At 71.2% G+C, this 16,216-nt stretch carries 16 protein-coding genes; 12 read left to right on the top strand and 4 right to left on the bottom strand.

The window, feature by feature from the left end; genetic code table 11:
• The first annotated feature begins 116 nt into the window (after positions 1-116).
• From HNR25_RS04015 to HNR25_RS03990, 6 genes are all read left to right on the top strand, one after another.
• Positions 117-1,394, top strand: coding sequence for a hypothetical protein (locus HNR25_RS04015; protein WP_184633377.1), 1,278 nt, complete (start codon positions 117-119; stop codon positions 1,392-1,394).
• Between the two features lie 349 nt (positions 1,395-1,743).
• The gene (locus tag HNR25_RS04010; protein ID WP_184633376.1) at positions 1,744-2,319 is read left to right on the top strand and encodes a hypothetical protein; all 576 of its coding nucleotides are present in this window, start codon (positions 1,744-1,746) and stop codon (positions 2,317-2,319) included.
• Between the two features lie 234 nt (positions 2,320-2,553).
• The gene (locus tag HNR25_RS04005) at positions 2,554-3,732 is read left to right on the top strand and encodes an oxygenase MpaB family protein (RefSeq protein WP_184633375.1); all 1,179 of its coding nucleotides are present in this window, start codon (positions 2,554-2,556) and stop codon (positions 3,730-3,732) included.
• Between the two features lie 373 nt (positions 3,733-4,105).
• A complete protein-coding gene (locus HNR25_RS04000) occupies positions 4,106-4,585 on the top strand; it encodes a hypothetical protein (RefSeq protein WP_184633374.1) in 480 nt (159 codons plus the stop codon).
• Entirely contained in the window at positions 4,585-4,980 is a 396-nt protein-coding gene (locus tag HNR25_RS26745; RefSeq protein ID WP_184633373.1) for a transcriptional regulator, read from the top strand. The genes HNR25_RS04000 and HNR25_RS26745 overlap by 1 nt, the downstream gene beginning before the upstream one ends.
• A 74-nt stretch (positions 4,981-5,054) precedes the next feature.
• Positions 5,055-6,086 (top strand): DUF2207 domain-containing protein, encoded by a 1,032-nt coding sequence (locus HNR25_RS03990; protein WP_184633372.1) that lies wholly within the window; start codon positions 5,055-5,057, stop codon positions 6,084-6,086.
• 134 nt (positions 6,087-6,220) lie between these two features.
• On the opposite strand, the gene HNR25_RS03985 is transcribed toward HNR25_RS03990, so the two are convergent.
• Together HNR25_RS03985 and HNR25_RS03980 are read right to left on the bottom strand one after the other, a co-directional pair.
• Positions 6,221-9,127 (bottom strand): glycoside hydrolase family 9 protein, encoded by a 2,907-nt coding sequence (locus HNR25_RS03985; RefSeq protein ID WP_184633371.1) that lies wholly within the window; start codon positions 9,125-9,127, stop codon positions 6,221-6,223.
• Between the two features lie 379 nt (positions 9,128-9,506).
• Positions 9,507-10,148, bottom strand: a complete 642-nt coding sequence (locus tag HNR25_RS03980) for a TetR/AcrR family transcriptional regulator (RefSeq protein ID WP_184633370.1) — start codon at positions 10,146-10,148, stop codon at positions 9,507-9,509.
• Positions 10,149-10,314: 166 nt separating this feature from the next.
• Here HNR25_RS03980 and HNR25_RS03975 point away from each other — a divergent pair, with 166 nt between their 5' ends.
• The 5 genes from HNR25_RS03975 (at position 10,315) to HNR25_RS03955 (ending at position 14,618) form a co-directional block, all read left to right on the top strand.
• The gene (locus tag HNR25_RS03975; protein ID WP_312862348.1) at positions 10,315-11,217 is read left to right on the top strand and encodes an ABC transporter permease; all 903 of its coding nucleotides are present in this window, start codon (positions 10,315-10,317) and stop codon (positions 11,215-11,217) included.
• The gene (locus HNR25_RS03970; protein WP_312862347.1) at positions 11,210-12,232 is read left to right on the top strand and encodes an ABC transporter ATP-binding protein; all 1,023 of its coding nucleotides are present in this window, start codon (positions 11,210-11,212) and stop codon (positions 12,230-12,232) included. Before HNR25_RS03975 ends, HNR25_RS03970 begins: the two co-directional genes overlap by 8 nt.
• Before the next feature lie 117 nt (positions 12,233-12,349).
• A complete protein-coding gene (locus tag HNR25_RS03965; RefSeq protein WP_184633368.1) occupies positions 12,350-13,297 on the top strand; it encodes an NADP-dependent oxidoreductase in 948 nt (315 codons plus the stop codon).
• A gap of 148 nt (positions 13,298-13,445) precedes the next feature.
• Positions 13,446-14,075, top strand: coding sequence for a TetR/AcrR family transcriptional regulator (locus tag HNR25_RS03960; protein ID WP_184633367.1), 630 nt, complete (start codon positions 13,446-13,448; stop codon positions 14,073-14,075).
• Positions 14,076-14,435: 360 nt separating this feature from the next.
• On the top strand, positions 14,436-14,618 hold the full coding sequence (locus tag HNR25_RS03955; protein WP_184633366.1) for a hypothetical protein: 183 nt from the start codon (positions 14,436-14,438) through the stop codon (positions 14,616-14,618).
• 76 nt (positions 14,619-14,694) lie between these two features.
• On the opposite strand, the gene HNR25_RS25290 is transcribed toward HNR25_RS03955, so the two are convergent.
• Positions 14,695-15,144 carry an MrfA Zn-binding domain-containing protein gene (locus HNR25_RS25290; RefSeq protein WP_221457431.1) on the bottom strand — a complete coding sequence of 150 codons (450 nt, stop codon included), beginning with the start codon at positions 15,142-15,144 and terminating at the stop codon, positions 14,695-14,697.
• 9 nt (positions 15,145-15,153) lie between these two features.
• Here HNR25_RS25290 and HNR25_RS25285 point away from each other — a divergent pair, with 9 nt between their 5' ends.
• Positions 15,154-15,330: a hypothetical protein gene (locus HNR25_RS25285; protein ID WP_221457430.1), complete on the top strand. Its 177-nt coding sequence runs from the start codon at positions 15,154-15,156 to the stop codon at positions 15,328-15,330.
• A gap of 120 nt (positions 15,331-15,450) precedes the next feature.
• Here the strand turns inward: HNR25_RS25285 and HNR25_RS03945 are convergent, their stop codons facing one another.
• Complete coding sequence (locus tag HNR25_RS03945; RefSeq protein ID WP_184633364.1) at positions 15,451-15,960, bottom strand: ATP-binding protein; 510 nt, start codon at positions 15,958-15,960, stop codon at positions 15,451-15,453.
• Positions 15,961-16,216: the final 256 nt, after the last annotated feature.

Genomic DNA, 16,216 nt, shown 5'->3' with positions numbered 1-16,216 from the left:
CTGGCGGCACCGCTGCGCCCGGAGGCGCGCGTGCCTGGATGCCGGTGATTTGCCGGAGTCTTCAGTTTCCGTTAATTTCATCCGAAATCCCCCAAAACGCTTAGAGGAGAGAATCCGTGACGCCGTCGGGTATGGGAGAGCTTCCGAGCGGGACCCGGTTCTTGCACATCGGTCCGCACAAGACCGGGACGACCGCGATTCAGGGCGCGTTCAATCTGGCCCGCCCCCGCCTGCGGGAGCACGGGCTGTTCTACGTCGGCACGGGCCGCCAGCCGGTCAAAGCGGCGCAGCAGGCCACGGGACGCCCACCCATGTTCGGGTCCGCGCACGGCGGCAAGGACCACTGGCGGAACCTGCTCGACGAGGTCGAGGCGAACGACGACCTGCGTCCGGTGATCAGCAGCGAGTTCTTCTGCGAGGCCGACGACGCGTCGGCCCGCCGGATCGTCGACGACCTCGGCGGATCCCGGGTGCATCTCGTCGTGACGCTGCGGCCGCTGTCCAAGGTCCTCGCCGCCCAATGGCAGCAGTATGTGCAGAACGGGTCGAGGGTCCCCTACGACGAGTGGCTGGAGGCGGTTTTCAACCGGCCGGCCGCCGAACAGCCCAACCCCAGCTTCTGGCGGCGCCACGACCACGGGGACCTGGTCAGCAGGTGGTCCGCGATCGTCGGCCCGGAGAACATGACGGTGATCGCCGTGGACGACTCCGATCGGGGCATGCTGCTGCGCAGCTTCGAGGAGATCACGGATCTGCCCGACGGCTTCCTGGCACCCGACGACACCCAGGAGAACCGCTCGCTGTCCTACGGCGAGGCCGAGCTTTTCCGGCGGTTCAACGAGGAGTTCCGGGGGCAAGACGACTGGGATCGGCTGCTGTACGGGCGATACATCCGCCGCGGCGCGGTTCGGCGCATGAAGGTCGAATACCGGCCCTCGCGGGAGGAATCCGTCATCCGCACACCCGAGTGGGCCATGGCGCGCGCCGCGAAGTCGGGCAGTGAATCGGCGTCGGCCATCTCCGGCCTCGGGCTGCGGATCATGGGCGACCTCGCGGTGCTCAGCGAACTCCCGAAGGACCGGGTGGGTACGCCGCCCGGCGACGCGGCCGTCCCTTCTGAAGCCGCGGCCCACGCCGTGTTCGGCGCCGTCGCCGCAGGCAGGGACAGCGAGATCGCCGCGAAGAAGAAAGCGGAGTCCGCCGCCCGGAAGGCCGTCGCGGCAGAGGAGGGAGCGGCCGCGGTCGCGGAGAAGGCGAGGAAGCGCGATCCGGAACGGCTGCCCAACGTGACGTCCGGGCGGTTGGTCCGCGAGCTCGGCAACCGCGGCGTCCGCAAGCTCCGCCGGTTGCGCAAGCGCGTGTCGCCCGGACGCCGGAGCCGCGGCTCCGCTTGATCCGGGGCGCAGAGGAACATGCGGGGAGAGCGCGCCCGGCCAGACTGCGGTGCGGTTGATACGCAACGCCCAGCGTGATCAGCCGGGTCGGCTGGCAAGGCGGATTGACGGCCGTTCCGGGGGCTGTCCGGGCGCAGAGCGGTCGGTGATGTGCCCGGTGAGCCCGCGCGCGGCACCCGCCCCTGCTCGGCTCCGGTGCCGACGTGCGTGATTCCGCATTCTTGATCCGTTCGGCCTGCGGATTCGGAAGCACCCGCGCCCGCGCCCCGGTGGTCGATCGGTACGGCCGTGTCCGGTCACCGCCGTTACTTCCACTGCCGGTCCTCGCCGAACGCCACGAGAAAGAAGGATGATGTCTGGATCCCTCGAAGGGAAGAGCTACCGGAATATTCCAGGGACTATTTTCTCAGTCTTCTGTTTCGGTTTTCTGGCGTTTTTGGTTTTCGGTTTCTCCTTCGATTCCAATGAATTTTCAACGACAAAATTCTTCAATGTTGCGCTAGCGGTGTCGGCACTCTTTTCGGTCGCCGCTTGGGTTATGCTTAAAGGTGCGTTTCTTTCTCGCATGCGATTGCGTTCGGGGTTCGTCGAGGTCGACGGGATCGTCTTTCGTTATCGAATTCCAGCGGATCTGGTTGCTTCCGCTTCGGGGAACGGGCCATTGGAGGTTCGAAGCGCGGGCGGTGAAGTCTACGGTTGCATCGGGATGTCGGGGAGTGTGCTGGGAAGTCTGTTCGGTGATCGCTACCATCGTCGCGCAGCGGACGAGATCAACCGGTATGCGCGCACACACCGCCGTGCGATGAAGAGAAACGGGCCGGGTGGAGTAGAGCGCCTCTTTCGTTTCGGGTTCGTGTGGATAATCGTGTCGTTCGTGCTTTGGTTCGGTCTTTTTTGGGCTATCGGGACGACGGTTCCGCGGTAGCCTGTCGACAAGTGCATAATATCCTTCTTGGGTGTTTCGTATTGCGGCTGCCGTACCAGAGGCGGCCCGAACGCTCGGCCGAGGCCGCAGCGGGCACGGGCCGGCGCGGTGGATAGGGTTCCCGCGCGGCCCCGCTCGGCGCCCCGGGCACGGGCGCGAACCCCGACCCGCAGGGCGGTCCCGCAGCCGGGGCCGTGCCGATCCGTTCATACCCGCACGTCAAGAAGGGTCCGAATGTCCGACGAATCAGCCCCGACCGCCCCGCAGCGCCTCCGCGAGCCGGAGCGGATCGCCCACGAGCACGGCGAATCCCGGCTCGCGCTGCTGACCGAAGGGCTGAACACCGGCGACCCGGTCGCCGACGCCGCCTTCGCCGACCTCGACGCGGGCGGCGCCGCCGCGCGCCGCACCCTCGCGGCCGGCCTGAGCGACGGGCGCGGGTCGGTGCCCGACGTCCCGGCCGGGATCGCCGAGCTGCTGCGCGAGTCCGAAGAAGCGGTCGCCGCCGCCGACCCCGACCTGCTGGAGCGCGGCGACGTCGCCGGCATCGCCGTCGACCCCTTCTGGAGCCGCATCGCCCTCGCGCTGGGGTCGCTGGTGCACACCTACAGCGCCCCCGGCATCGCGCGGGTGCTCGTCGGCACCGGAAAGCTCACCGAGTCCGCCGGCCGCCGGCTCGCCGAAACCGCGCTGTGGCGCACCAACGCCATCCTGCCGGGCGGCCTGCTGCGCGGCGCCCCCGGCTACACCGACACCGTCCAGGTCCGCCTGCTGCACGCGCGCGTGCGCGCCGCCACGCAGCGGCGCGGCTGGGACGCCGACCGCTGGGGTGTGCCCATCAACCAGGTCGACGCCGTCCGCACCTGGCTGGACTTCACCATCGTGCCGTTCCGGGCGCTGGAGAAGGTCGGCATCGTGCTCGGCGAGGACGAGGAGCGCGAACTCCACCGGTACTGGCGCACCGTCGCCGCGCTGCTGGGCGTGGACCCGCGCTTCTACGCCGACGTGGTCGACCACGCGTCGGCGGACCGGCTGCTGGCGCTGGTGGAGACCGCCAACGACCGCCCCGACGAGACCGCGAGCGCACTGGTGCACGCGCTGTTGGATGCGCTGGCCGGCGGCCCGCTGGGCCAGGTCCTGCCGCTGCAGGGCGACTCCGTCCGGCGGCTGCTGGACGCCTTGACCCGGCTGATCCACGGCGACGAGCTCGCCGACGCGCTGGGAATCGGACCTGAGGACCCCGCCCCTTACGTTCCGCTGCTGGCGATGGCCAACTCCCGGGTGCGCCGCTGGGAGCGGGCCACCGAGGAGTCCTGGCGGCAGGCGCTGCACGAGCACACCGAGTTCCGGCGCGGCGAATTCGCCCATCTTCCGGGAACCGAGTACCGCGATGCGGTGGCCGAAGAGGCCTGATCGCATGTGCTGGCCGGAGGCGGCCAGCCCGGGGCGGCACGCGGCGGACTCGTCTAGCGTTACCGCTGCAAGGCCGTCCTGCCCTGGCTGGGCGTAGCGGGCAGGATGAAAAGGCGCGCCGCCGGATCCCGTCCGTCCGGCGGCGCGCCCGCCTCTCCGGCGCGGCCACTGCGGCCTGCGCGCATCGGCTGTTCATCCGCGTGGCACGGCTGCGCCCGCCCGTGCGGGGTTTTCGCGCGGCGCGCCGCTGCGCTGCTCCGGCCGGCCTCGCGGCCGCCGAACGCGGGGACCTGCCCCAACCTGTTTTCCGTCATGGAAAGTCGTGCTACTTTCTAACGTGGAAAGTGGGAGGGTTCGCTCGGGGAGGCACGTGATGGAACAGGAGCAGGAGGCGCGCGCCGCACGCGACGGCGTGCGGCGCAGACAGGAGGCGGTCGGCCGGGAGCTCGGCCGCTACCGGCCGGTGTGGTGGATGACGGCGCTGTACGTACTGGGCATGTACCTGGTCATGGCCAGCATCGAGCTGGGGGCCGCCGGGTCCCTGCTGGTGGCCGGCGGCGGTTTCGCCGCGCTGGTCGTGTCGGGGGTGCTGGCCATCGTGCGGGCGGGGCGCAGCCCGGTGGGCGCTCGGCGCCCGATGTGGACGCCCCTGCGCTTGGCGGTGACCGCGGCCTGGCTCGTGGGGATCCTCGCCGTGTTCCTCCTGGCCGATTCGATTCTGGACGACCACCTGGCCGAGTGGCTGGCGCCCTTCGCGGCGGGCCTCCCGGCGGCGGTCGTCACGTGGTTCTTCGCCCAGTGGATGTGGTGGGTCTCCTTCGGGCCGCGCCGATCCTCCCCGGGAGCCCGGTAGTGGCGGCGCCGCGGTTCGACGAGCTCATCCACGCCTCCACGCGGCTGTCGATCATGGCGATGGCCGCTGCGGGCGCGGCGATCGAGTTCCGGTTCATCCGCGACGAGCTGGGCGTCAGCGACTCCGTCCTCTCCAAGCACCTGGGCGCTCTGGAAGCGGCCGGTTATCTGACCGTGCGCAAGGAGAACCTCGGCCGCGGCCGGCGCCGCACCCGGGTGGACATCACCGAGGAGGGCGACACGGCGTTCCACGGCCACGTCGCCGCCCTGGACGCCATCATCGGCGGCGCGGCCGGGCGGCGCGCCGATACGGGCGGGGACGAGCCGGGGAACGCACCCGGTGACGAAGCGGACCGGGCCGCCCGCGCCCCGGGAGCGGTGCCGCGGGAGCCCTGAGCCCGTCGGCGTCCGGATCCGGCCGCACAGGGCGGCTGTGGAACCGGAGGCCCGGTCGGTGAGTCGGATCCGGTATGGAGTCGACGACGACGGGAACGCGAACCGGAGGGCCGGCGGGGACGCCAAGCGCCGTCCGCGCGGCGGCCGCGAGTCTGGCGGCGGCCGCGCTGGCCGGGATGTGGACGGTACCGCCGGCGGCGGCCGGCACCGGAGACACGGCGGAGACCGAGCGGGCGATCACCGACTTCGCCGCGGACGTGACCGTAGCCGAAGACGGCGCGGTCCGGGTGCGCGAGGAGCTGACGTACCGCCTGGGAGAGGGGGCGGGCGGCCCGGTGGAGCGGTGGGTGCCCCACAGCGGCGCGATCGACGGCCAGGAGCGGTCCTTCGGGCTCACGGACCTGGTGGTCGCCGACGCCGCGGGCGTCGGTCCCGTCGAGACCGAAAGCGGCGACGGCGCGGACGTGGCCCGGATCGGTTCGGACCGCGACATCGAACTGACGGGCGAGAAGACGTTCGTGTTCACCTACACCTACGAGACGCTGCTGACCGAGGGGCCCGAGGGCCGTCCCCGGCTGTTCCAGGACATCGTCGGCAGCGGATGGGAGATCCCCGTGGAGTCGGCGCGGGCCCGGGTGCACACCCCCGGGACGGTCGACAGCGCCGATTGCTACGCCGGCGAGCCCTCGTCGACGGCGTCCTGCCGGAGAGCCGACTCGCAGGGCGGCGACGCGTCGTTCGCCAGCGGCCGGATCGATCCCGGACAGGCCTTCAGCATCGACCTCGGACTCGGCGCGGGGGCGGTGGACGTTCCCGCTCCCGCGCCCGCTCCCCAGGAGGCCGGAGGCGGCGGCAGCGGCGACTCGGAGGCGGGGTCCGACGCCCTTCGCGAACGCGTGATGCTGATTGTGCTCATCGTCGGGCCGGCCGTCTTCGCGCTGTTGGCGGTGAGTTCCTACCGCACCCGGGGGAGCGGCGGCGGTCGGGGCGTCGGCGGGGTCGGCGGCGGTGCGGCCGGTGGCGGCGCCGGTGGCGGTGGTGCAGGCGGAGGCGGCGGAGGCGGAGGTGGTGCCGGCGGCGGGGGAGGCGGGGGTGGCGGCGGCTGACCCGTCGCCCCCCCCGCCGCGGTGCCTCGCGGTTCCCGCCGCCGGCCCGACAGGGCGCCCCCGCTCAAGCGGCCGGCCACCGCGCGTGCGCGGTGGCCGGCCCGGTTCTGAGCGGCGTCACCCGCCGCGTCCCGTCAGGCGCAGGTCTCGCCGTTGACGGTGAACTCCTCCGGGGCGGGGTTGGAGCCCGGGGCGTCGGCGTTGAACCCGGCGTCGACCGAGGACCCCGGAGCGATACCGGAGTTCCACGACAGGCCCGAGGCCGTCACGGAGCTGCCGTCCTGGGCCCACTCGGCGTTCCAGCCGTGGCTGATCTCCTGGTCCGCACCGAACTCGAAGGCCAGTTCCCAATCGTCGATCTCGGTGTCGCCGGTGTTGGTGACGGTCACCGAGGCGGTGAACCCGCCGTTCCAGCCGCTGGTGCTGTAGTCGACCTCGCAGGCGGCGTCGCCACCGCCGCCGGTGTCATCCGCCTCGGTGGTGAACGCGGCGCTCGGGCCGGGGTCGGACTCGTTTCCGGCACCGTCGCGGGCGACGACCTGGACGGTGTACTCGGTCTCGGGCTCCAGCCCGGTCAGGGTGAACGAGGTGCCACTGGCCTGGCCGACCTTCTCGGCGGAGTCGCCGGAGCCCTGGTAGACGTCGTAGGCGTCGACGCCGCTGCCGCCCTCGTCGGTGGAGGACTCCCAGGTCAGCTCGGCCTGAGAAGCGGTGACCGCCGAGACCTCGGGCTGGCCCGGTGCCGTGGGAGCGGTCTCGTCCTCGGCCGGCGGTTCGCCGTCACCGGTCTGGTCGGCGACGAACGAGGACACGATCGCCAGCGGTGCGTTCCAGTTGACGGTGAGTTCGTTGGTCGCCCACGACTCGATGTCGTCGATGTAGCAGAACTGGGGAGCGCAGCCCTCCAGGTTGTCCTCCGCGACCGGGTCCCAACTGCTGGTCTGGGAGTTGGGGCCGCCCGAGACGGTGCCGTCGGGCGGGTTGGGCAGATCGGCGTCGAGCTGGTCGGCGTACCAGCGGCTGTGCTGGTTCTGGGAGGACTGCTCGCCGTATCCGGTGACGTAGGACTGGCCCAGGGCGTTGCGGCCCAGGATGTAGTCCATGCCTTCCAGAACGCCGTCGCGGTAGGCGCCGTCGCCGGTCAGGTCGTGGGCGGCGGCCATGACGACCATGTTGTTGAGCACCTGGCTGTTGGAGCCCCACACGAACACGTTGTCCGGGGGAGCGTAGGGCAGCCCGAAGGCGTGGTCGTCGAGGGTGTCCAGGTACTGGTCGGCGCCGGCCACCACCGAGTCGACGACGCGGTCGCGGTCGCCGAGGTCGTTGGGCACCAGGGCCAGGTTCATACGGCCCAGCGGCGCCACCGCGCCCCAGGAGAGGCCGCCGGCGGTGAAGACGTCCTCGGTGTGCAGGTCGTGACCGGTCACCGCGTCTTCGTAGTTCTGCTCGCCGGTGGTGACGAACAGTTCGGCCGCGGCCCAGTAGAACTCGTCGGAGACGTCGTCGTCGCCGTAGGCGCCGCCGCCCACGCCGTTGTCGGAGGGGGCGATGACGTCGGGGTTGTCCTGGGCGGCCTGCCACGCCTTCTCGGCGGTCTCCAGGCACTGGGCGGCGAAGTCGGCGTCGTAGGACTCGAACACGCGGGCGCACTGGGCGCCGGTGGCGGCGAGGTTGAGCGTGGCCGCGGTGGAGGGCGGCTGCAGGTAGCGCGGCTGCGGGTCGTCGGCCGGCATCAGCGGAAGGCCGGTCCACTCCTCGTCGTGCATCTTGTGGTGCGCCATGCCCGCGCGCTCCTGGCCCTCGGGCACCTGCATGCTCATCAGGAACTCCATCTCCCAACGCGCTTCGTCGAGCACGTCGGGGACGTCGTTGCCCTGCTCGGGGATCGACAGCGAACCGTCGCCGAGCTTGTCGGGGCTGGCGGAGTCGGCGTAGGTGGTGCGTTCCCAGACGCTCATGACCTGGGCGGCGGAGATACCGCCGTTGACGACGTACTTGCCGTGGTCGCCGGCGTCGTACCAGCCGCCGGACACGTCCAGCTCGTAGTCGCAGGGGTAGTCGGGGTCGCACGGCACGCTGAGGTCGCCCTGGTTGGGCTCGGTGCCGACGTGGCCGGCGTCGCGGCCGTAGCCGGGCATCAGGGAGTCGTCGATCTCGATGCCGCTGCGCTGGGCGTAGTACAGCTGCAGCGCGTCGGTGCGCAGGTTCTTGTAGGCGCTGCCGGAGATGTCGAACGGGTGGCTGGTGGAGTCGCCGACGGTGAGCGTGTACCCGGTGCCCTCGCCGGTGTAGTCGCTGAAGTCGACGGTGTGGACGTCCTCGCCCGAGCTCTGCTCGGTGCCCTGGGGCGACGTCTGGCCCTGGGCGACCTCCTCGCCGGCGGCGTCGGCGAGCGTCCAGGGCTGGGCCGACGCGGCGTCGGTGACCACCGTGGCGTTCTTGGGGCCGTCGGGCAGGTAGCCGACCTGGTTCACCTTGACCGCAGGGCCGGTGTCGGGCTCGTAGACGGGCGGTTCGGCGCCGTCCTGCAGCGAGACGTCGTCCAGGCACAGCGTCCAGGCCTCGGCCTCGCCGCCGAGCTGGAAGACGAGCTGGGCGTCCTCCAGTGTGGAGTCGGCGGTGAAGGTGTGGGTGAAGGTCTGGTCTTCAGAGGTCAGAGTGGGGTTCTCGGTCAAGAACGCCGTGTAGGGCTCTTCGGGCTCCTGGATCAGCGCGCGGACCGTGGTGTCGGTGCTCGCGCTCGCGGTGAAGGTGAACTCGTAGGACTCGCCCGAGGTGAGGGCGATGTCGTCCTGGCCGACGATCGCTTCCCAGGCGTCGGTGGTGCCGCCTTCGACGTCGGCGCACAGTCGGCCGTCGGCGGCGTCGGCGGGGGCGTTCTCGGTGTTCCACCAGCCGGTGGTGCCGTTGTCGAAGCCGCCGTTGGTGACGAGTTCGGCGGCGTGGGCGGTGGGCGCGCCGGCCAGCATGGACAGGGCGAGTGCGGAGGCGGCGGTGACCGCTCCCGCGGCGAATCTGCTGCGGGACGAGGATGGGCTCATGGGAGTCCTCACGTTGGGGGATGGGCACGGGGAGAGGACGGGGACGGGGGATGGTGTCCGGCGGTGGTGTCCGGCTCTGCGCGATCGATGCATGGGAGCGCTCCCAGCTGTAGCGGAATCGTGGCAGTGCGGATTCCGGTGTGTCAATGGACACGTTCCGTCCGCAGTCGCGCCTGCGGCGGGTGTCCAGGACACGTGGCCGGTCTCGCCGTCGGACTCCACCGGATCGGCCTCGACGCCGGTGCGCCGCGGCGCACCGGCCTGAAGCGGCGGGCGCACGCGGAGGAACCGCCGGAGTCGCCGGACCCGCCACGTTGACGGCCGAGGCGCGCCCGGGGCGGCGGCCGTTCCGCGTTCGGCCTCCCGCGCTGCGGGAGCCTCAGCCGGCCGGGCGCTCCTCGGGCGTGTGGGCGCCGATCAGCGCGGCGGTGGCGCCCTCGGCGAGGCGGTCGAGGTAGCTGTCGGAAACCGGCCTGCGGGTCACGGCCACGCGCCAATACAGCGGACCGAAAACCATGTCCAGGGCGAGTTCGACGTCGGTGTCGGGCGGTAGGTCGCCGCGCTCCACCGCGTTCTTGATCATCACCGCGCTGAGCCCCTGCTGCGTCTCGCGCAGGGTGTTCTCCAGGGTTTCGGCTATGTCGGGGTTGCGAGCGGCTTCGGCCAGAAGGTCGGGTACGATCTGCGATGCCAGCGGGTGGCGCATCGCCTCGGCTCCCGCATCGAGCAACTCGCGGATGTCGCCGCTCAGCGTGCCGGTGTCGGGCACCGGCATCACCTTCACCGCGGCCGCCGAGACGACCTCGACGACCATTTGCAACTTGGACGACCAACGGCGGTAGACCGCCGTCTTGCCGACGCCCGCCCGCCTGGCCACGGCCTCGATGGAGAGTCGGCCGTAACCGTGCTTGGCCAGTTCGGTCAGTACGGCCGCCTGGATCGCAAGCGTGACATCCTTCTGCAGAACAGCCGCTCCCGCGGGCGCTCGGCGCTCGCTCCGGGGTTTCTCCGCATCGGCCACACGGCCATCTTAACGCAGGACGAAACGGTTGCGTTCTGTCCCGGTTCGATCTACGCTATTCGGGCGACGAAACGGTTTCGTTCCGACGTGGTTTCGCAGGTGAGCGCCGGCCGGGGGCACGGAGCCATCCTTCAGTCCTATAGAGCAACCCGAAGTGAGCAGACGCGTGGCACTAGACGGAGTCACCAGGGATCGGCCGGATCCCGGCGCCGCGGAACTGGCGTCCCAGTACGGGCTGTCGGTCACCGGCGCCCGACCTGGCGTGATCGAGTACATCCGCCGCCTGTGGCGGCACCGGTACTTCATCGCCGAATTCGCCAAGGCCCGCTCCACCACCAAGTACACCCAGGCCCGGCTCGGCGGGTTCTGGTTCGTCCTCACCCCGCTGCTGAACGCCGCCGTCTACTACGTGATCTTCGGCCTGCTGCTCGGCACCAGCCGGGGCGTGGCGGACTTCATCTCCTTCCTGGTGACCGGGGTCTTCGTGTTCACGTTCACCCGCGACACGGTCACCAGCGGCGTGAAGTCCATCTCCAGCGAGCGCGGGCTGATCCGTGCGCTGCACTTCCCCCGTGCGGTGCTGCCCCTCACCCAGGTCAGCATGAAGTTCCGCCAGATCATGATCTCCATGGTGGTGCTGATGGTGATCGTCATGGCGCGGGCGAACTACCCCGACTGGGAATGGCTGCTGATCTTCCCCGTCCTGGCGCTGCAGCTGATGTTCAACACGGGGCTGGCCCTGTGGGCGGCCCGGCTGGGCAGTAAATCGAGCGACGCCGCGCAGTGGCTGCCGTTCGTGCTGCGCGCCTGGATGTACGGGTCGGGTGTGCTCTACTTGGTGGAGGACCGGGCGGCGAACGCGCCCGCTTGGGCGCTGCACCTGCTCGACATGCAGCCGGCCGCCGTCTACATCGACCTCATGCGATTCGCGCTGATGAACACCGAGAACTTCGGTACCGAGTACCTGCCGGACCACGTCTGGATGCTCGCCCTGGGCTGGGCGCTGCTCTCGCTGGTCGCGGGGTTCGTCTACTTCTACCGGGCGGAAGAGGAGTACGGTCGTGACTGACGTGTCCGAACAGGCCCAACAGGACCGACAGGCCCAACAGGACCGACAGGCCCAACAGGACCGACAGGCCCAACAGGACCGACAGGCCCAACAGGCCGGTCACGCGGCCGAGCGGAGCGGGCAGGCCGAGGCGGCGCAGGACCGGACGCCCACGGTCATCGTGGACAACCTGCACGTCGTCTACCGGCTGCGCGCCGGCGCCGGCCCCGGAAAGGGCGGCAAAGGCAAGGCCGCCCGGCGCGAGCAGGCCGCCGCCCAAGAGCAGCAGGAGTCCGCTCAAGAGCGGCAGGACACCGGCCGGGGGGAGCGGCGCGGCGGCGGACGCGCCTCGCGGGCGCTGCGCCGCCTGACCGGAAAACCGGCCGCGCCGGACACGAAGGGCGGCCGCAAAGTGCACGCCATCAAGGGCGTGAGCTTCACCGCCTACCGGGGCGAGGCCATCGGCGTGATCGGCTCCAACGGTTCCGGCAAGTCCACCATCCTGCGCGCCATCGCCGGGCTGATGCCGCCCGAGGCCGGCCGCGTCTACACCGACGGCCAGCCCTCGCTTCTGGGCGTCAACGCGGCACTGATGAACGACCTCAGCGGCGAGCGCAACGTCATCCTCGGCTGCCTGGCGATGGGCATGACCCCGCAGGAGGCCTACGCCAAGCGCGCGGCGATCATCGACTTCTCCGGCATCAACGAGAAGGGCGACTTCAGCTCGCTGCCGATGCGCGCCTACTCCTCGGGCATGGCCGCCCGGCTGCGCTTCGCCATCGCCTCGGCCAAGAACCACGACGTGCTGATGATCGACGAGGCGCTGGCCACCGGCGACCGCAAGTTCCGGCGGCGCTCCGAGGAGCGCATCCGCGAACTGCGGGGCGAGGCCGGCACCGTCTTCCTCGTCAGCCACAGCAACAAGTCCATCCGCGACACCTGCGACCGGGTCCTGTGGCTGGAAACCGGCAGCCTGGTCATGGACGGGCCCACCGAAGAGGTGCTCGAAGCCTACGAGGAGTTCATGAACGCCTGATGCGGCGCCGCCGCGCGCCGGGACCCGGTCCCGCACACCGTCGCGGCGGCCCCGAGCGCGGGCGGCGTGTCGTCGCTCGCCGTATCGGGCGCGGCCCCTGCGGGTAGGAGCGGGCGTATGCGTGTCATCGGAGTAGCAGATTTCGGCGCCCCCGAGGCGTTGCGGGAGTTCGACGTCGACGAGCGCCACGCGGGCCCCGGCGAGGTGCGCCTGCGCGTGCGTGCGGCCGCGGTCAACCCGACCGACACCGTCGCCCGCAGCGGGGTCTACGCCGCCCGCCGCGGCGACACCGGGTCGCCGCACGTTCCGGGCATGGACGCCGCCGGCGACATCGACGAAGTCGGGCCGCACACCGAAACCGACCTCGCGGTCGGCGACGCGGTCATGGCGGTCGTGGTGCCCAGCGGATCGCACGGCGCCTACAGCGAGCACCTGGTGGTACCGGCGGAATCGGCCGCCCGGATCCCGGCCGGGGCCGGCTACGCCGCCGCCTCGACCCTGCCGATGAACGGGCTCACCGCGCGCCTGGCCCTGGACCGGATGGCCCTGGAGCCCGGCGCGACGCTGGCCGTCACCGGCGCGGCCGGGGCGTTCGGCGGCTACATGGTGCAGCTGGCCAAGGCCGAAGGGCTGCGGGTGATCGCCGACGCCGCCGAGAAGGACGAGCAGCTGGTCCGCGACCTGGGTGCCGACACCGTGGTGCGGCGCGGCGACGACGTCGCCGCGCGCATCCTCGACGTCGAACCGGGCGGTGTGGACGCCCTCGCCGACGGGGCGGTGCAGGACGAGCTGGTCGGCCCCGCCGTGCGCGACGGCGGCCGGATCGCCACCGTGCGCGGCTTCCAGGGCGACGAAGAGACCCTGAAGCGCGGTGTGGTCGTCCACCCGGTCCTCGTCGTGGACTACCACCGCGCGCAGGCCGAGCTCGACGGGCTGCGCGCGCAGGCCGAGGACGGAGCCCTGAGTCTGCGCGTCGCCCGGACCTTCCCCGCCGACCAGGCCGCCGAGGCCCACCGCCTTCTGGAGGCCGGAGGAGTGCGGGGACGGCTCGTCCTGGAGTTCTGAGCGGACCGAGCGCGCCGGGGGTGGCAGCCGAGGACGCCCCCGGCGCCGAGCGTGTCCGCGCCGCCACCCCGGCGAAGCCGGAGGTCGCGGCCCCGGCGCTGCGGGAGACGCGTTCTCGCCGGCTGCGGCGGTATGGGATTCTGGGCCCATGCCACGCCTTTCGCCGACCAGCGGGGCGCCGCGCCGCGGGCGGCCCGGCTACGACCAGGAGGCGGTCCTGCGATGCGCCGTCGACCTCTTCAACCGCCGCGGCTACGACGGCACCAGCGTCGGCGACCTCGCCGGTGAGCTGGGGCTGACCAAGTCGGCCATCTACCACCACTTCCCGAGCAAGTCCGACTTGCTGCAGGCCGCGCTGAACGAGGCCCTGGACGGGTTGTCGGAGGTCATCGACACCGCTGTCGCCAGCGAGAACGGGGCGCGCGAGACCGCCCGCGAGCGCCTGGAGTCGGCGGTGCGCCAGTCGGTGGCGGTCCTGGTCGAGCACTTGCCGGCGGTGACGCTGCTGCTGCGCGTGCACGGCAACAGCGACGTCGAGCTGGACGCCCTGCGCCGCCGCCGCGCCATCGACGCCAAGCTCGCCGACCTCGTCCGCGCCGCGGCCGACGAGGGCTCGCTGCGCTCCGACATCCCGCCGGAGCTGACCAGCCGCCTGCTGTTCGGGATGGTGAACTCCCTGGTCGAGTGGTACCGCCCCAACGGCCGCCACGACACCGCCGCCATCGCCGACGCGGTCACCCGGATCGCATTCGAGGGGCTGGCGCTGCGCGGGCGGTAGAGGGGGCGAGAGGCCCCGGGCACGCCCGGCTCGATCGCCGCGGGCGACGAATTCCGCAGACGCGTGTAAGACCGCCCTGGCGCGCCTGGTTACGCCTGGCCTCGATCGACTCCGCTTCATGCGATCCGTTGCTGCGCGGGAGCGCCATCCCGCTTCAGGGGAAGCACCGTTTTTGTGGCGTAGGCGGTCATGTGTCGGTAGGATCCAGGTTCGATGGTTTATGCACGTGCATTAGTAAGAACATATGCGTGTGCACCATAAGCGGAGGTCAGTGTGCGTAGCCGGTCCGGATTCCATCGGACCGACGAGACGAGTCCTCCCGTGTCTCCGCGCGGATCCGAACTCGAAAGGAAACCGGATATGTCCGACACACAGGCGCAGGCCCCTGCGCACTCGCCGTCCGACCGGCCCGCCGTGCCCGCGCGCATCAGACCCGTCCTGCTATCGGGAGGGGCGATCCTCGTCTTCACCGGGGTCGCAGTGTGGATCCTGCGCCGCAACGGCCGCTATCCCTCCCGCGGCCGCCATCGCCGCCCGTCGTAGAAGCGGATTCGCCTTCAGGCCCTGGGTACTGCCGTCGGAGGACCATCGGTCTGTCCGTGACAGCGCAGTAGCGGCCTCACAGCAGCGCGTCCAACGCTTCCAGCGCCGCGTCCCGCCGCAGCCGGTCGTGGAAGTACTGGTTGCGATAGGTGCGCAGGCAGCTGTAGCAGGAGGTCTCGGCGCCGCAGTCGCAGTTGCGGACGCGCTCGTGTGCGGCGCCTATCACCTCGGGGAACGCTTCGGCGATGCGCTTGGCGCCGCCGGCGCCGCCCGGCACCGTGTCGAACAGCACCAGCGTGGAGGTGCCCGCCGTGCGGCGGTACAGGGTGCCGTCGACGTCGTCGCGGCTGATCTCCAACGCCGAGGACGCCCCTTCCAGCAGGGCGTACAGCAGCGAGAACCGCGTCTGCTCCGAGGCGCCGCCGACGTCCAGCCGCCCGGAGAAGACGACCTCCAGGATGTCGGTCTGGTAATTGTGCGCGAGCGAGTAGTTGCTGAGGGGGCCGTCGCACGCCCGCCCTTTCAACGGGTTCGTGTGCTCCTTGGGCTTCTTGTCGACGGTGCTGGCGCCCCAGCGCTGGAGCGAGCGGAGGCGAACAGCAAGTTCACCGACCGCTACTTCGGCGAGGAGGAGTTCCGAAGCTCGCTGACCGGCAGCATGCGCCGCGCGGCCTTCCGCATCCTCCGCAAGCGCCACGGCGCCGAGGAGTGATCGCGCGGGGGTGCTTCCCGGTCGGCTGAGGGGGAGTTCCGCGCTGTGCGGGGAGCAGAGCCCGCCGAGCGCACGCCGCACCGTCCGCTCGGTGGGAAACCGGCGACCGGGAAGCCGCCCTCACATCCGCGCGTCGCCTCCATCGGCCCGCCGGGGCGGGGCGAACGGGTTGCCGTCCGCGTAGGAGCGGCCGCGGCGACGGCGGGGGAGGGGCGGGGCGGTGCGGTCTTGCCAGTAGAGCAGGAAGTAGGCGCCGCGCCCCACGCGGCAGGGTCCCCAGGCGTCGGCGAAGGCGGCGACGAGCGCCAGACCGCGCCCGGACTCGTCGTCGGGGGAGGCTGCGCGCTGCTCGGGGACCTGACAGCCGAGCGGGCCGTCGTCCTCGACCTCCACCCGCAGGGCTCCGGCGGCCAGGCACAGCCGCACGTTGTATGCGCCGCCGTCGCCGCTGCGGGAATGGTGGAGCGCGTTGGTCGCCAGCTCGGAGAGCAGGAGCACGGCGGTGGCGCGAGTGTCGTCGGGGACGGGGCGGTCGCCGGCGGGTTGGCAGCGCAGCAGCCCGTCCAGCCAGTTCCGGGCGTCGGCGACGTTCTCGGGCTTGCCGGGGAGGGAGGTGCTGTACATGTCCATGGTCAGCGCACCTCCCAGGTCCGCAGCGCGGCACGTCGCGCCACATAGGGGCGAATTCGGGCGGACTGCCGTCGGCGGATAATCTTGGGCATCAAGTCCTCACCTGTCCTGTTCAGGTCGGGGGCCGAGGCCCTGTCCGGTGTCACCAGCACCTGGCAGGGCCGTTCTTTCGTCGGGAAGAGGAGCTGCGTTCAGCGAGCCTCTCGATCAACGATCCCTTTACGGATGCTCGGATTCCACTGATTCAACTCAACCG

The organism is Streptomonospora salina, from assembly GCF_014204715.1.
GTDB lineage: Bacteria > Actinomycetota > Actinomycetes > Streptosporangiales > Streptosporangiaceae > Streptomonospora > Streptomonospora salina.
Note: the sequence above shows the minus strand (reverse complement) of the source record. Positions and strands in the feature narration are given on the sequence as shown.

Coding starts and splice junctions, on each gene's coding strand:
- HNR25_RS03945 (WP_184633364.1), bottom strand. CDS start 15,960: ATGGACATGTACAGCACCTCCCTCCCCGGCAAGCCCGAGAACGTCGCC.
- HNR25_RS03985 (WP_184633371.1), bottom strand. CDS start 9,127: ATGAGCCCATCCTCGTCCCGCAGCAGATTCGCCGCGGGAGCGGTCACC.
- HNR25_RS03965 (WP_184633368.1), top strand. CDS start 12,350: ATGCGTGTCATCGGAGTAGCAGATTTCGGCGCCCCCGAGGCGTTGCGG.
- HNR25_RS04000 (WP_184633374.1), top strand. CDS start 4,106: ATGGAACAGGAGCAGGAGGCGCGCGCCGCACGCGACGGCGTGCGGCGC.
- HNR25_RS04005 (WP_184633375.1), top strand. CDS start 2,554: ATGTCCGACGAATCAGCCCCGACCGCCCCGCAGCGCCTCCGCGAGCCG.
- HNR25_RS04010 (WP_184633376.1), top strand. CDS start 1,744: ATGATGTCTGGATCCCTCGAAGGGAAGAGCTACCGGAATATTCCAGGG.
- HNR25_RS03960 (WP_184633367.1), top strand. CDS start 13,446: ATGCCACGCCTTTCGCCGACCAGCGGGGCGCCGCGCCGCGGGCGGCCC.
- HNR25_RS03990 (WP_184633372.1), top strand. CDS start 5,055: ATGGAGTCGACGACGACGGGAACGCGAACCGGAGGGCCGGCGGGGACG.
- HNR25_RS03955 (WP_184633366.1), top strand. CDS start 14,436: ATGTCCGACACACAGGCGCAGGCCCCTGCGCACTCGCCGTCCGACCGG.